A 16,057-nucleotide genomic window follows, 5' to 3' on the forward strand; every position below is an offset into this window, starting at 1 on the left:
GTGGCTGGAGATTTAAAATATCAATTTGCCCGACTCAATATAGCTGAGAAGTTAATTGCTATAAATGTTTTGGTCTTTATTGTGAATGGAATTTTCACTTTCCTTTTAAAATTACCTGAAAGTATTATTTCTCAGTGGTTTGAGCTTCCAAAAGATTTTATGAATTTTATAGGCCAACCTTGGTCTATTGTTACCTATTCGTTCTTTCATGGTGGTTTTGGGCATCTTTTTTGGAACATGCTGATGCTCTATTTTTCAGGAAGGATTTTTCTAAATCTATTTGGCCCAAAGAAGTTCATCAACGTATATTTTTTAGGTGTTATCGTTGGAGGTATTATTTTTCTTTTAAGTTATAACATTTTTCCTGCCCTAGTGGGTGTAAACACTGTGTTGATAGGGGCTTCGGCAGGAGTCACTGCAGTTTTAATATTTATTTGTGCTTACATTCCCAATCAAGAAGTACGAGTATTATTTTTTAATATTAAACTGTGGTATGTAGGTGCCTTTTTTGTTTTGGTGGATTTAGTTCAAATACCCTCTGGCGGAAATGTTGGGGGACATTTAGCGCATCTAGGGGGCGCACTACTGGGTTATTTATACGCAAGGCAGCTCACCAAAGGAAATGATATTGGTGCTGGCTTTGAACATTTTTTGAATGGTATAGCAAATGTATTTAAGAAGAAAGAGAAAAAAGCACCAATGAAGACTGTATATCGTAAAGAAAAGGCAAAAACAAAGAGTAAAGCTGAGTATGATAAAGAAAGCCATCAAAGAAAAATAGATTCTATTTTAGATAAGATTAGCAAATCTGGATACGAGAGCCTTTCAAAAACTGAGAAGGATTTTTTATTTAAGGCTGGTAAAGAAAACTAATTTAGTGAAGCGACTCAATTTTATTGATAAGATCATTTTTATAATTAATCTTATAGTAGCAATTCTTTTGCTTCTTTCTTTTTTTGGCTCTTATGTTTCTGTTAAATCCATTCCATTTTTATCTGTATTGAACCTTACAGTATCTGTTCTGGTGTTTTTTAATGTTCTTTTCTTAATTTATTGGGTATTAAGAAGAAAGAGAATGTTATTACTATCATTCAGCATGTTGATAGCTTCATATTTTGTTTTAGAACCCTTTCTTAAGTTTAGTGATGGTGATAAAGAAGTAGAGCTCCATGATGATTTGACAATTATGAGTTTTAATACTAGAGGATTTAACGAAAATGAAGGGCTTAAGCTTCCTAACATTGATAAACAAATAGTGGATTTTGTTAAAAAAGAGAATCCTGATATTGTTTGTTTTCAAGAATTTGATTGGCGTAAAATTAGGTCAAAAGATTTTGAAAACTATAAGTATAAATATGTTGATTTTATATTTGGGGAATATAGAGGAAAGGTTGTACAAGCAATCTATTCGCAATATCCAATTCTTAATAAGGGGGTGGTAGAGTTTCCCAAAAGTTCAAATAGTATTATCTATGCTGATATTTTATATAAAAATGACACTATACGGGTTTATAGTATCCATTTACAATCTTTGCGGATTATCCCGACAGTAGGTGGTGTTACATCTGAGCCTTCAGACAAACTTTATAAAAGATTAACCCATTCGTTTGTTAAGCAACAGGAGCAAGCTAAAATATTTTTAAACCATGCTGAGAAGACTCCATATAAAAAAATTATTTGCGGAGACTTTAACAACAATCAGTATTCAAATGTATATCACTTAATTAAAGGGGATATGGTCGATACTTTTCTTGAGAAGGGAAAAGGATTTGGTAGGACATATGATTTTATGGGATATCCCTTACGAATTGATTTTATTTTAGCAGATCAAGATTTTGAGGTGCTTGCCCACAAAAATTATGATGTAAGATTGTCAGACCATTATCCTGTAATGTCATCTCTACGACTCAAACCCCAATAGCCAACAATCAACAAAATCTGCAATAATATGGATAGTCAATGCTATACCAAATAGCCTCGTTTTTTTAAAGAGTAAAAGAAAAATATATACTCCAATCATCCAATATGAATGAAGGGGGTGAAAGTCTATGCTACATCGGTTTGGGTCAAAAATTGGAGAGGCTAATAAATGGTCAACATCAATCAATATTCCTGCTAGTAATACCAGTATAATTCTTGTTCTATTATCTTTAAAAAATAGAAAACCAACGGCAATGGGGACAATAAAATGTATGCCATAATGGATAAAAAACCTAAGCATTTAAGAAGTCTATTTTTACATTTTTTAAATAGGTAATTGCATTAGTTCCTTCATTAAATAGGAGATCTAAAATACTTGTGTTTTTTATAAATGGATTCCTGTCATTAAAAACTTGGGTGTATTTTTCTTGATTTAATTCTATATTTTTTTTTGCATTGACTAAAAATCGCCCATCTATCATGTCTGTTATGATGGTGTTATAAACACTAGTTTTGTCCTTTTGTACTTCAATTTGTAGGCATTCATAAATACATTGAATAGTCTCTATATTAAAGTCTAATAGGAATGTGTGTTGCTTTTCATAAAGAGGAGCAATATCGTCCTCGTAATACTCAAAAAACGGTGAGGTTCTATAGGCCGTTTGTAGAGTTCTCCAATGCTGACGTTGCCAATTATATTGGTTCTCTACTTTAACATCCTTATATTTTTGTCTTCCTTGCTTGTTTCCAACATGCTGTATAGGAATATTCAGCATATGTTCACCTATATCCGTACAGATAAAACAGCGATTTCTATATGTCTGTTTTTGGTAGTTGTCATTTACTTCCCAACAAATATTATGTTGAGCCATTACTGCAAAATTGGCAATATTGGGAAAATATGCTGGATGAAGTAAAACCTTCATGTTTTTATGAACGAGCTTTCTTTTTCTTCTTTCTAAAATAATCAAAGACAAACCATCCAGCCAAAAGAATTAAGAAGTATTTAAAATAGGATTTTGGCTGACCATCTCCACCTACTGTGGTAAAGACCCTGTCCCAACGGATTTTCCAATTTCCAATACCGTCATTAATGCCATCTATGCTCATCCAAATAAAAACTGGTTTTCCCACAATGTGGTCCTCTGGTACATATCCCCAGAACCTACTATCTTCAGAACGGTGCCTGTTATCTCCCATCATCCAATAATAATCTTGCTTAAAGGTATAAGAATCAACTACTTCATCATTTATCCTGATTTGATTGCCAGAAACAGATAATGTATTCCCCTCATACTCTTTTATTATTTTCTTGTATAACGAAAGTGATGACACATTCAAAGGAATGGTTTCTCCCTTTTTTGGGAGATAGATAGGGCCAAAATTATCAGTGGTACCCGTGTGCTCTGAGTCTTGAGGAAAAGTTTGTGTTGAACTTTGTGCAAAACCGAATTTTTCAATAGAAGTAATCCCTGCTTGACCGACAAAACTTTTAGCCTCTACTCCGGTCATATTAAAAAGCCCTATGTTATTTACATCGGATACTTGTAAAAATGTTTTTACCTTTTGATTTATATTAGACCCAACAAAGTATACTGTAGTGGAATCTTCTTTTACTTTTTCTAAATTCAATCTGTTCATCAGCTCACTTGCATTTTCCTGTTTTAATGCTTCTTGGGGAATACTGATGACGCTTCCCATATAATTATCTCGCCCAAGCAGATTCACCACAGTGTTATTTAGTGGCTCTTTAGTAGTGACTGCATGTATATATTGAACTCTCGCTCTACCTGGTAAAACAGTCTTTTCACCATTAATGTGAACATAACCATCAACAATAGATAGAGAATCTCCTGGAATTCCAACACACCTTTTAACGTAATTGGATTTTTTATCAATAGGTTTCCGTACTCCTTTTTCCTTCTTAAAAAAGCGATAGACAGTATCTGCTGGCCAGCTAAAAACCACAATGTCATTCCTTTTAATTTTCTGAAGTGCTGGCAACCTAAAATATGGTAGTTGTAATTTATTCTTCCAAGATGTTTTGTACGTTTCAGGGTCAACATCAGCTAGATAAGATTTAGTTTTAAGAATAGGCAATGTATCATGCACCATAGGCGCGGCAACAGTGGTCATGGGTGTTCTGGCACCATAATGAAACTTACTCACAAATAAGAAATCACCAATTAAAAGTGTTTTTTCCAGCGACCCTGTTGGTATTACATAGGGCTGCATAAAATAGGTATGTACCAATGTGGCTGCTACAATTGCAAAAACAATGGAACTTACCCATTCTCCCAATCCTGTTCTAGGCTGTAAACTTCTATCTTCAATATATTTTACATCCAACATATAATTTACGTAGTAGATATAAAAACCAAGAGTAAGTATTACCAACCATGTATCCAGAAGACTATTTTTTCCAAAACTGCGAATGGTTTCTACCCAAACTACAGGGAACATCAATAAATTAATAATAGGAATAAAAAGAAGAATTACCCACCATTTTGGTCGATTGATTATTTGCATTAAAACAATTGCATTATAAATGGGGATAGCTGCTTCCCAAGCTTTTCTACCTGCTTTTACATATAATTTCCAAGTTCCCAAGAAATGAATAACCTGAATTATTAAAATAAAAATGATCCACTGTGTACCGTTCATATTGCGAATTTATTTTTTTAGACTACTCAATGTGCTCTTTTGTTACTTTTTTTAACCAAGGTTTAACACATCTTTCATTGTAAAAACACCTGTTTTTCCAACAATCCATTCAGCTGCAACGACCGCTCCCAAGGCAAATCCTTCTCTATTGTGCGCTGTATGCTTTAATTCTATACTATCTACATCACTATCATACACTACAGTATGTGTGCCAGGAACATCATTAATTCTTTTGGACGTAATAGGAATTTCCCCATCATCTGCATTTTCTAATTTCCAATTGGATAAGTTAGTATTTTTTATGATTCCCTCTGCAAGAGTGATGGCCGTTCCGCTTGGGGCATCTAACTTTTGGGTGTGATGTATTTCTTCCATGGAAACATTATATTGGCTTAAATTTTTCATCATTTTAGCCAAATATTCATTCAGTTCAAAAAAGATATTGACACCTAAACTATAATTTGAAGCATAGATAAACCCACCATTTTTTTCTTTACAAAATTCCGAAATCTCATCAAATTTATGCAACCATCCTGTAGTTCCAGAAATTATGGGGACATTATGCTCCAAGCAGCCTTTAATGTTATCATAAGCTGAATCTGGAGTGCTAAAATCTATGGCAACATCCATTTGAGGAAAATCTATGTCCTTAGTATCAATTTCCACTTTGGCAACTATGCTATGACCTCTTTTTAGAGCAATTTGTTCAATCATTTTGCCCATTTTTCCGTACCCAAATAAGGCTATGTTCATATAACTAAAACTTAATTGTTAGTGCCATTCCGTAATTTGGACTGGCAGTTAAAGCATTATAATCTAAGAAGGGTTTTATATCCATATCAAAACTAAGGTTGTCGTCCACATTAAACTGTTTTAAATGTGCATCTACATTGGCATCTACCATATTGAGGGTGTACATAAGAATGGAGACCAAAAGCCACAAATCCCTATCTCTTTGAAAACGCTCTTGTTGATTTTGTAAGTCTTCTAAGTCTAAAACAGGCCCGTTTCCAGTATCAAAAGGGTCATAAAACTCATCATCTGTAAAGCCAGCTCTACGTCTCTTAAAAGCTGTGCGGAAACGTTTATAATTATCATTGTTCCAAGTATAGGCATAAATACTTCCTCCTATTGCCCCGTATACTAAAGGAACTTTCCAATAACGCTTGTTGTAAATTTGGCCTAACCCTGGCAATACTGCCGAATAAAAAGCGGCTTTACTGGGAGCCAATGGGTTTATTTCAGTTCTTTTGGCAAATGAGGAATCTTGTACAACTATGCCCTTGTCCTTTAAATCAGATTGAATAGAATCCAATTCTTGGTTTGGGTTAGCTTCTTCTTGTGCCCAACCAAAAGCAAGAAAAAGAAAAGCAAGAAAAAAAGAAAGATGGTCTTTACTCACCAGTTATTAATTTTTGTAACCGCTTTAATTCTTCTTTTGAACTAAAGGGAATTGTAATCTTACCTTTTCCACTTTCAGAAGATGTAATATCTACAGTGGTGGAAAGATATTCTTCTAAAATACCTTGCGATTTTTTAGCGAATTTAGGAACCTCTATGTTCTTTTTTGTAGTTGGCGTTGTAGTTCCATTTTTAGAATTGTGATAGAGTTTAACTGCAGCTTCTGTTTCTCTTACAGATAAATTTTGTTCTACTATCTTCTCATATAGTGCAATCTGATCACTTCGTTTTTCAACATTTACCAAAGTCCTTCCATGCCCCATACTTAAAAATCCATCTCTGATGCCTGTCTGTATAATTGGGTCTAAACGTAATAAACGTAAATAATTGGTAATGGTAGAGCGTTTTTTACCCACTCTGTCACTCAGTTTTTCTTGAGTTAGATTAATTTCATCAATCAATCTTTGGTAGGATAAGGCAATTTCTATTGGATCTAAATCCTGACGTTGAATATTCTCTACCAACGCCATTTCCAATGATTCTTGGTCATTGGCAATACGAATGTATGCAGGAATGGTTTCCAGACCTATCAATTTAGAAGCTCTATACCTTCTTTCTCCTGATACTAGCTGGTATTGATTGAAATCAATTTTTCTAACCGTAATGGGTTGAATAACACCTAGTTCTCTAATAGAACTTGCCAATTCTTGAAGCGCTTCGTCATTAAAATTGGAACGTGGTTGAAATGGATTTACCTCAATGGCGTCAACATCCAATTCAACAATATTACCAACGACTTTGTCTGCATTTTTATCCGATGCCGACTTTATATCATTATCTGGGTCCTTAAGTAACGCAGACAGTCCTCTTCCCAGTGCTTGTTTTTGTGTTGCCTTTGCCATTATACTTTCTCCTTATTTTTTTTAACCAATTCATGGGCCAAGTTTAAGTAATTGGCCGCGCCTTTACTACTGGCGTCATATTTTATAATACTCTCCCCATAACTTGGTGCTTCACTTAAACGTACATTTCTTTGAATAATGGTATTAAAAACCATGTCCTCAAAGTGCTTTTTTACTTCTTCTACCACTTGGTTAGAAAGTCGTAATCTGGAGTCGAACATGGTTAATAGCAACCCTTCAATATCCAAATCTGCATTGTGTATTTTTTGAATACTTTTTATAGTGTTCAATAATTTTCCGAGACCTTCCAAAGCAAAATATTCACATTGGATAGGGATTATAACTGAATCTGCCGCTGTAAGTGCATTTAGGGTAAGAAGCCCTAAAGACGGAGCACAATCAATTAAAATATAATCATACTGTTCTCTAAGATGTCCAATTGCTCCTTTCAACATATACTCCCTGTCATCCTTATCCACCAATTCAATTTCAATCGCCACAAGGTCTATATGAGAGGGAATTAAATCTACATTGGGAGAAGTCGTTGCAATTATGGTTTCTTCAGCATTTTTGGTATGTTCTAATAATTGATACGTACCCATTTCAACTCCATCCACATCAATACCTAAACCAGATGTTGCATTGGCTTGGGGGTCTGCATCAATCAATAACACCTTTTTTTCCAGTACTCCGAGCGAGGCAGCAAGGTTTACTGTAGTGGTGGTTTTGCCAACCCCACCTTTTTGGTTTGCAATAGCAATAATCTTGCCCATTAGTCTAGTAAGTTAGGGGTTAAAAATACGATTATTTACGGTGCTAAAAAATGTATTTTGTTAACAGAAAGTGAATAACTAGTTCATCTAACGTTAAAGTAAGTTAAAGTTATAAATATGAAGGATTTGGACGGGATTAATCCAACAAAATCTCTAAGATTTGGGTAGCAGCTTCACTAATTTTTGTACCAGGACCATATATAGCGACCGTACCGGCATCAAACAAGTAGCTATAATCTTGTTTAGGAATAACACCTCCTACGATGACCATAATGTCTTCTCTATTGTATTTTTTAAGCTCTCTAATGACTTCTGGAATCAAGGTTTTATGCCCACCTGCCAAGGAGGAAATACCAAGAATATGCACATCATTTTCTACAGCTTGTTTTGCTACTTCTGCCGGGGTTTGAAAAAGAGGGGAAATATCCACATCAAAACCTAGGTCTGCATAACTACTGGCAACTACTTTTGCGCCCCTATCATGCCCGTCTTGGCCCATTTTGGCGACCATGATTCTGGGTCTGCGACCTTCTTTTTTGGCAAATTTATTTGCCAGTTTCTGAGCTTTTCTAAAGCTAGTATCGTCCTTTATCTCTTTTGAATACACTCCTGTAACCGATTGCGTTTTTGCTTTGTGTCTACCAAAAGCTGCTTCTATGGCACTACTGATTTCGCCCAAAGTAGCTCTACATCTGGCAGCTTCAACTGCTAAAGCTAGTAAATTATCTTTACTCTGATGACGGTTGGAGTCTGACTCTATTTTTTGTTTGGCACCATTGGTAAGTTTATTCAATGTTCTTTCAACAGCTTTTATATCTCTTTTTTCTTTTACCGAATTGATTCTTGCCACTTGTAATTTACGCACCTCCTCATTATTGACCTCCAAAATTTGCATATCATCTTCTTCCTTAAGTTGATATTTGTTTACACCTATAATTACATCTTGCTGGCTGTCAATTCTGGCTTGTTTTTGTGCTGCTGCTTCCTCAATTCTCATTTTTGGAATGCCAGCTTCAATAGCCTTGGTCATACCTCCTAATTCTTCAATCTCTTCAATTAAAATCCAGGCTTCTTGTGCAATATCATTTGTGAGTTTTTCTAGAAAATGACTTCCCGCCCATGGGTCTACCGTTTTGGTAATTTTTGTTTCTTCTTGCAGGTATATTTGGGTGTTTCTGGCAATTTCTGCCGAAAAGTCGGTTGGTAGTGCAATAGCCTCGTCCAAAGCATTGGTATGTAAACTTTGGGTGCCACCTAAAACTGCTGACAACGCTTCAATAGTGGTTCTAGCAACATTATTAAATGGGTCTTGCTCAGTAAGACTCCAACCACTGGTTTGGCAATGGGTACGCAGCATTAATGATTTTTCATTTTTCGGATTGAACTGCTTCACCAGCTTTGTCCAGAGCATTCTTGCCGCCCTCATTTTGGCAATTTCTGTAAAATGGTTCATACCAATACCCCAAAAAAAGGACAATCTTGGGGCAAATTCATCAATTTTTAAACTCGCTTTTAAACCAGTTCTAATATATTCTATACCGTCTGCTAAAGTATAGGCAAGTTCTAGGGCTGCAGGTGCGCCTGCCTCATGCATATGATAACCAGAAATACTAATACTATTAAATTTTGGCATGTATTTACTGGTGTATTCAAAAATATCTGCCACCAATTGCATGGAAGGGGTAGGTGGGTAGATGTAGGTATTACGCACCATGAACTCCTTTAGAATGTCATTTTGGATGGTACCAATCAAATGTTCTGGTTTTACACCTTGCTCTTCTGCAGCCACAATATAAAAAGCCATAATTGGCAATACTGCGCCGTTCATAGTCATGGAAACGGACATTTTATCCAACGGAATACCATCAAATAAAATCTTCATGTCTTCCACAGAATCAATGGCCACACCTGCTTTCCCAACATCACCCACTACACGCTCATGGTCACTGTCATATCCTCTATGCGTGGGTAGGTCAAAAGCGACCGATAAGCCTTTTTGCCCTCCTGCCAAGTTCCTCCTATAAAAAGCATTGCTTTCCTCAGCAGTTGAAAAGCCGGCATATTGGCGTATGGTCCAGGGTCTACGTACGTACATGGTAGAGTAGGGGCCTCTTAGAAATGGGGGGATGCCAGCTGCAAAATTTTGAGTTTTGAGTTTTGAGTTTTGAGTACTACCTGACTCTGAACTTTGAACTCTGAACTCTGAACTCAATTGTATGTGTTGAAGGTCTTTTCTACTCATCCTTCAACCTTTTTTGTTCCAATGCTTCGGATAGTCTTTTTTCAATAATAGGCTCTAAAAGCGTTTTTCTAGGTGCGGTTTTTACAAAAGGATAGAGTTCCATTTCACTCTTCATTTGCTCTGTTCCATTTTGATATTTATTAGTACCTACCAAAACCTCTTCTTGAGAATTGAATTTTTGCTGCTCTTTTTGAGCACTTTCCTTTATTTTTTGCTGAAGTGGGTGACTTTTTAACTGATTCAGAAACCCACCGCCTTTTTCAATATTTTTAAATAGTCCTAAGGCTTTTTCTGCTAATTGTTGAGTAATGGATTCAACATAGTAAGTACCTTCTATGGCTTTTGCAACATCATTAAAATAACTTTCATTTTTGAGTAATAGCAACTGATTTCTTGAAATTCGCTCTCCAAACTCATTGTCTTTGTGGTAGATAGTGTCGTAAGGCAAATTGCAAACCGAATCTGACCCTCCTAAAACGGCCGACATACATTCCGTAGTGGTGCGCAACATATTTGTGTTATATGCATACAAAGTTTTGTTTCTTTTTGTAGGGATGGCCAGAATATGGCAGTCGTACTCTATTCCATATTCCATGGCTAAAGTGGACCATAGCAATCGCAAGGCTTTTAGTTTGGCAATTTCAAAGAAATAGTTACTGCCGATAGAGACTTTAAAGGTGACAGACCCCTCGACTCCCCTCGGGGTGACAGAGAAATGATTTAGATATTCATTGGCGTGGGCTATGGCATAGGCCAATTGTTGCACCATGTTGGCTCCTGCATTTTGGTATAAGGAAACATCTACACTAAGTGTATTTTTATGGTTTAGATTAAGGATTTCTTTAAGTAGTGCATGATCTTTTTTTAGATTGAAATACCAATTTCCACTTCTTGCCAGATTTCCAATAATATCTATGTTCAAAAAAATAGTGCCTTTGTTTTGGGCAAAATCCACAATATTTTTTACATAATCTAAGGACAGAAACTGAAAATTAAAATACAGTGGAACCGCAGAAACATCTATATTTTTTAAAAGTTCTTCAATAGAAATTTCTTCTGTGGGAATGGTAAAAATTAAGCTTTCTACGCCTCTATCTAGGGCATTTAAGGCTTTCTTATTGGCCATTTGGGCATTACCTACATAAATAGCTTGGGAAATATTCCAACTAGCTGGAGAAGTGGGTAATGTAAAATTTTCCTTTAAATCCTCCTCATGATAAAAAGGTTTTACTTTAATCCCTTCGGGGGATTCCCATACCAAGGTATCATTATAATCCGCTCCTTTAAGGTCAAACTGAATTTTCTGTTTCCACTGTTTGGCAGAAACTTCAGGAAATTCTTCAAACAGACCCTTGTTACTCATTCTTTTTTAGTTTCAAACTATCCTCGTATTCTATCAAATAGATTTCTTCGTTCTTCTTCTTAAGATAGTATTGTTCCCGCGCAAATTTTTCCAACTCTTCGGGATCGGACAAGGTTTCCATTATTTTCTTATCCTTTTCAATCTCCTTTTTTAGAAATTCTTGCTGCTTTTCCAATTTTTTAATTTCTTTTTTTAGTTCTAAATGGATAAAAAGGGAATTGGTATCAAAAAAGACCATCCACACCATAAAAATGGTTAAAACTAATAGATAAATGTTGGTGGCCCATGAAAACCATTTTTTCTTTTTTAGTTCTTTCCAGCCCATATTATCCTAGTTTTTCATTGATAATGGTACGCACCATATCTACCGCTACCGTATTGTAATGATTGTTTGGGATAATAATGTCCGCAAATTCTTTGGATGGCTCTATAAACTCATTGTGCATGGGTTTCACAGCAGTTTGGTAACGGTACAGCACTTTCTCCAAATTGTGTCCACGTTCTTTCATATCTCGCTGCAATCTGCGTATTAATCGTTCATCTGAATCTGCGTGCACAAAGATTTTCATATCAAAAAGCTCGCGTAATTTTGGGTTTGTAAGTACTAAAATGCCCTCAACAATAATTACTTTTCTTGGCTCAATAGGAATGGTTTCCTGCATGCGGGTTTCCTCAACAAAAGAATAAACAGGGACGTTAATGGTTTGCCCTTTTCTAAGCTGATTTATTTGGGAAATTAACAAATCAAAATCTATGGAATTTGGATGGTCAAAGTTTACCTGTCCACGCTCTTCCTTGGTCATATGTGCCAAATCATTGTAATAAGAATCTTGGGAAATTATGGCCACTTCATTGGTTGGTAATTCTTCAACAATTTGGTTGACCACTGTAGTCTTTCCACAACCTGTTCCACCAGCAATTCCAATAATTAGCATTGTATTCTATTTTTAACAAAAATAGAGATTTGGTTTGAGAATAACTATTGTAAGTATTTGCCATCACACTATATATCTATAGAATTGTTTTTATATATAAGGCCACTAACCACATATTCTAGAGAACAAGACTTTTCTACCTTACCTAACGTGTTCCAAGGAACAATTTACTTTAAGGATGCCTCTGCTTTATTGATAAATGTCTCTGATTTTGGTTTGGCACCGTAATATTTATTGAAAATTAGGCAAGCTGTAAGATCACCTGTAACGTTGACCGCAGTCCTAAACATACCCAAAATACGGTCAATCCCTATAATGATAATAAGGCCATCCACAGGAATTCCCGCACTTTGCAATACGGATGCAAGGATAATAACGCCACCTCCTGGAATTGCAGGTGTTCCTATGGAAGCTGCTACAACTGTGAATGTTATCAATAAAAGATTCAGTATAGATAACTCAATTCCATAGGCCTGCGCCATAAATAAGGTTGTCACACATTGAAATAAAGCTGTTCCGTCCATATTGATTGTAGCTCCAATTGGGATTACAAAATCACTTATGTTAGAGGAAACCCCTAATTTTTCATCTGCTGTTTTCATGGACAAAGGCATTACAGCTGCGGAACTTGCTGTAGAAAATGCCAGTAGTTGGGGTTCTTTGATGGCCACCAGAAAACTGTACGGCTTTTTTTTGGTTACAAAAAAGACGAGTACCAGATAGAAGACCATTAGTATGAGTAGACCTGCGATGACCGCCACCATATAGTAGCCCAAGCCAAGGAAGATTTCAACACCCGTTCTGGATAGCAAAGCGGCTATTAAGCCAAAAACGGCATAGGGTACAAGCATCATGGCCCATGAGACTACGATCATACAAATTTTCTGAACCGCCTCTGAAAAACGAATTATTGGTCCGGCTGTGTTTTGTTTCAATTGGGTTATAGCCACACCAATAATAATGGTGAAAACTACAACTCCCAACATTTCTCCTGTTAATATGGACTCCAATGGATTATTGGGGATAAGGTTGGATATGGCATTGGGAATACTTTCTAAAAGATCTGTTTGTTCATTAGAAATTACTTGATTTTCATCACTATATGGAAACCCTCCAAGGGAGAAAATATATTGGCCAGGTTTAAAGATAAGTGTAACGACCACGCCTATGAAGATGGCAACAGCCGTGGTAAAAATAAAATACAGTAATAGTCGTAGCCCAAAGGTTTTAAGATTCTCGGACGTATTACTAACAATACCTGTTATGATTGAAGTGAAAATCAAGGGAATCATGATCATTTGAACCAACCGCATAAAAATTTGACCAGGTAGGTCAAGCCAATCGGCCAGTCTTAAACTAACATTTTCTGGAACAATTCCAGTTGAAGGATTAAGGAGAATTCCCAATCCCGCCCCTAAGAAAAGACCTATGATTACTTTTAACCATAAACGCCCTTTAACCAGACGATCTAAGTGGACTGATAAATTATTAAGAGGTTTAAAATCCAACATGGTTTTCCTAATGTTTGTACTACAATTAAATAGACCTAATAAAGATACTTATATCCCATTTATTTTAGTAGTTATCAAGATGTTTTTATGAAGACAAAAGTCACCTAACTAGTAGTGTGATAAGTTGTGAATGCTATATTGGAAAGATAATGATTGGGCAATAGAAACTAGGTTTTAAAGACGATGTTTTTTAATTTTTAAAACGTTAAAATATTCCCCCATTTTAAAAGGCACATTGTTATAAATGTAAACCCTACACTATATAATACTGCCGCTTGCCAATAGTATAATCTCGATGGCCAATGTTTCCACATCTTTGCACCATATTCCTTTTTGGCATAACCATGAGTCAATTTCCAAAAAAGAAAGATGAATATGAATAAAATAAATAGTGCTATTAATAAGGCCCAAATTTTTTCCATTTATCTGATTTTTAAGTGTTATGGTTAGCTTCTTACAATTTTTTGCTAGGAGATTAAAATTACTAATTTTTGGTTTAGAACTGGTAAATATTGCCAACAGTTGTGGTCAATAGCTACAAACAAGTGATAGGAGGGCTTGAGTAACGGTTACCATTCTTGGCAATAGTCAGTTTAGTATGTCAAGATGTTTCAAGCTAATTTTATCAATTTCATTAATCTTTTTAACTAGTTCTTGTAAATTTTTATCTGCTAAATCTATTCTATTGTGATTCGATAGGTTTCTAATTGTTATAGAAATTAATTTATAACAAAAAGCTAACTTTTCCAGTTGTTTATTTAATTCAATTAAATCTTTTGTTGATATTATTTTTGACCTTTTTTTATAACCTTTCTTTGTGGATTTGCTATGGCGCAATGAAAACGTGTCATTACCCAATTCCGCATTAAAATCTTTCCAACCAAGTCTGTAAGTTCCGTGAGCGATTGAATTCCGAATTGTTGTTAGTTCAGAAACTTTATTAGATAGCTTATTGTTAATCTTTGATAATTCTGGAAAAGAAGAAAAATTGTCAAATATTAACGAATCAAACTTTGACCTTAATTGTTCAGCACCCAAATCTGTTATTAGGGTTTCGATATTTTTTAATTCAAGTTCCGTTATTTGCTTTTTGAAAATAATATTTGGTAGAATAAACCTTATCCAATCATTTAGATTCTCAAAGCGTATAATAAAATCACCGATTAAAGCTTTTTGTTTTTCTAAACCTTTCTCTGTGAATTCTTCTTTCATATAATTATTGCCAATTCAGCGTCATGTGAAGTCCTCGCTAATTTAAGAAAAATGATTTTTTAACTAGGCATATATATTATCCCACTGCTAGAATCTATTTTAGCCCCAGTTACCGAGCTTAATACATTGGTTTGGTTTTCCATTCTTAAAACACCCATTAAAGCAAAAACTAAAGCCTCTTTAAATTCTATGAGTGTAGGAGTAGGGACAACAACTTGTATCTCTGTCCCTACTTTTTCTTTCAATGTTTTAATTAAAAAGCTATTTAAGGCTCCGCCGCCCGTGACCCATAACGTACTTTTTTTTGTCGTATTTTCTTTTGCCTGTATGGCCACTTGTTCACAAATATGGTAAATACAGGTATGTAGCAAATTTTCTATACTGTCTTCTGTACTATCAATTAAAGGCACTACTTTTTCTGTAAACCATTCATAGCCCGTAGATTTTGGAAAGGGTAATTTGTAATACTCCAGCGCATTTAGTTTTTTCAATAAATCGGCATTTATACTGCCCTTTTGAGCCAAGGATCCATCTTTGTCATACACCAAATCTATTTTTTGTGTAATATGGTTCAAGACCATATTTGCAAGCCCAATGTCATAAGCCACTCGTTTTCCATTGTATTCAAAAGATACATTGCTTATTCCGCCTAGGTTTAGGCAAAAATCATAATCCTCAAAGAAAAGTTGGTCACCAATTGGCACCAAAGGTGCTCCCTGTCCTCCCAAGGCTACATCATTGGTTCTAAAATCGCAAATAGTTGTGTGTCCACAAGTGTTGGCCAAATGCTGTCCAGAACCTATTTGGTAGGTGAGTCCTTTTTCGGGCCGGTGGTGTACCGTATGTCCGTGGCTTGCAATAAAGTCTACATCTAAATTATGAGTCACAATAAATTCTTTGGACTGTTCTCCTAGCCAAGTGCCATACCAATTATTCAATATCAAAAGCTCTTCGGCAGGCAATACAATGGCGTTCTTTAATTTGGAACGCATTTCTGAAGTATAGGAAATACTGTGTGTGTTTTCAATAGAAAAATTCCATTTGCCATTGGTATTCCAAATATGGCAATAGGCAAGGTCTAGTCCATCTAGTGAAGTGCCCGACATTAACCCTAAAACCTTGTATATCTTCATA

Annotated in this window: 16 protein-coding genes; 2 read left to right on the top strand and 14 right to left on the bottom strand. The window is 35.5% G+C overall.

The genetic code is table 11. From position 1 onward, the window contains the following. Window positions 1-873: a rhomboid family intramembrane serine protease gene (locus AC000W_RS03220; protein WP_474745970.1), complete on the top strand. Its 873-nt coding sequence runs from the start codon at window positions 1-3 to the stop codon at window positions 871-873. Between the two features lie 4 nt (window positions 874-877). Continuing rightward, entirely contained in the window at window positions 878-1,921 is a 1,044-nt protein-coding gene (locus AC000W_RS03225; protein WP_474745971.1) for an endonuclease/exonuclease/phosphatase family protein, read from the top strand. Here AC000W_RS03225 and AC000W_RS03230 read toward each other — a convergent pair. From AC000W_RS03230 to AC000W_RS03295, 14 genes are all read right to left on the bottom strand, one after another. Continuing rightward, the gene (locus AC000W_RS03230; RefSeq protein ID WP_474745973.1) at window positions 1,901-2,221 is read right to left on the bottom strand and encodes a DUF6122 family protein; all 321 of its coding nucleotides are present in this window, start codon (window positions 2,219-2,221) and stop codon (window positions 1,901-1,903) included. The genes AC000W_RS03225 and AC000W_RS03230 overlap by 21 nt on opposite strands. Continuing rightward, on the bottom strand, window positions 2,214-2,846 hold the full coding sequence (locus tag AC000W_RS03235; RefSeq protein ID WP_474745974.1) for a WbqC family protein: 633 nt from the start codon (window positions 2,844-2,846) through the stop codon (window positions 2,214-2,216). Before AC000W_RS03235 ends, AC000W_RS03230 begins: the two co-directional genes overlap by 8 nt. 4 nt (window positions 2,847-2,850) lie before the next feature. Continuing rightward, the gene (gene lepB, locus AC000W_RS03240) at window positions 2,851-4,584 is read right to left on the bottom strand and encodes a signal peptidase I (RefSeq protein ID WP_474745975.1); all 1,734 of its coding nucleotides are present in this window, start codon (window positions 4,582-4,584) and stop codon (window positions 2,851-2,853) included. A 51-nt stretch (window positions 4,585-4,635) separates the two neighbouring features. Then, window positions 4,636-5,337 (bottom strand): 4-hydroxy-tetrahydrodipicolinate reductase, encoded by a 702-nt coding sequence (gene dapB, locus AC000W_RS03245; protein ID WP_474745976.1) that lies wholly within the window; start codon window positions 5,335-5,337, stop codon window positions 4,636-4,638. 4 nt (window positions 5,338-5,341) lie between these two features. Continuing rightward, entirely contained in the window at window positions 5,342-5,986 is a 645-nt protein-coding gene (locus tag AC000W_RS03250; RefSeq protein ID WP_474745978.1) for a DUF5683 domain-containing protein, read from the bottom strand. Next, window positions 5,979-6,887, bottom strand: coding sequence for a ParB/RepB/Spo0J family partition protein (locus tag AC000W_RS03255; protein WP_474745979.1), 909 nt, complete (start codon window positions 6,885-6,887; stop codon window positions 5,979-5,981). Before AC000W_RS03255 ends, AC000W_RS03250 begins: the two co-directional genes overlap by 8 nt. Next, entirely contained in the window at window positions 6,887-7,660 is a 774-nt protein-coding gene (locus tag AC000W_RS03260; RefSeq protein ID WP_474745981.1) for a ParA family protein, read from the bottom strand. The genes AC000W_RS03255 and AC000W_RS03260 overlap by 1 nt, the downstream gene beginning before the upstream one ends. Window positions 7,661-7,796: 136 nt before the next feature. Then, window positions 7,797-9,902, bottom strand: coding sequence for a methylmalonyl-CoA mutase (gene scpA / locus AC000W_RS03265; RefSeq protein ID WP_474745982.1), 2,106 nt, complete (start codon window positions 9,900-9,902; stop codon window positions 7,797-7,799). Continuing rightward, window positions 9,895-11,265, bottom strand: a complete 1,371-nt coding sequence (locus tag AC000W_RS03270; RefSeq protein WP_474745983.1) for a methylmalonyl-CoA mutase subunit beta — start codon at window positions 11,263-11,265, stop codon at window positions 9,895-9,897. Before AC000W_RS03270 ends, scpA begins: the two co-directional genes overlap by 8 nt. Then, window positions 11,258-11,590 (bottom strand): septum formation initiator family protein, encoded by a 333-nt coding sequence (locus tag AC000W_RS03275; protein ID WP_474745984.1) that lies wholly within the window; start codon window positions 11,588-11,590, stop codon window positions 11,258-11,260. Before AC000W_RS03275 ends, AC000W_RS03270 begins: the two co-directional genes overlap by 8 nt. Window position 11,591: 1 nt before the next feature. Beyond that, window positions 11,592-12,200: a uridine kinase gene (udk, locus tag AC000W_RS03280; protein WP_474745985.1), complete on the bottom strand. Its 609-nt coding sequence runs from the start codon at window positions 12,198-12,200 to the stop codon at window positions 11,592-11,594. 167 nt (window positions 12,201-12,367) lie between these two features. Further along, window positions 12,368-13,711: a dicarboxylate/amino acid:cation symporter gene (locus AC000W_RS03285; protein WP_474745986.1), complete on the bottom strand. Its 1,344-nt coding sequence runs from the start codon at window positions 13,709-13,711 to the stop codon at window positions 12,368-12,370. A gap of 588 nt (window positions 13,712-14,299) precedes the next feature. Beyond that, window positions 14,300-14,923 carry a hypothetical protein gene (locus AC000W_RS03290; RefSeq protein ID WP_474745987.1) on the bottom strand — a complete coding sequence of 208 codons (624 nt, stop codon included), beginning with the start codon at window positions 14,921-14,923 and terminating at the stop codon, window positions 14,300-14,302. A gap of 59 nt (window positions 14,924-14,982) precedes the next feature. Further along, complete coding sequence (locus AC000W_RS03295) at window positions 14,983-16,056, bottom strand: anhydro-N-acetylmuramic acid kinase (protein ID WP_474745989.1); 1,074 nt, start codon at window positions 16,054-16,056, stop codon at window positions 14,983-14,985. Window position 16,057: the final 1 nt, after the last annotated feature.

This window comes from Saonia sp., from assembly GCF_056326165.1.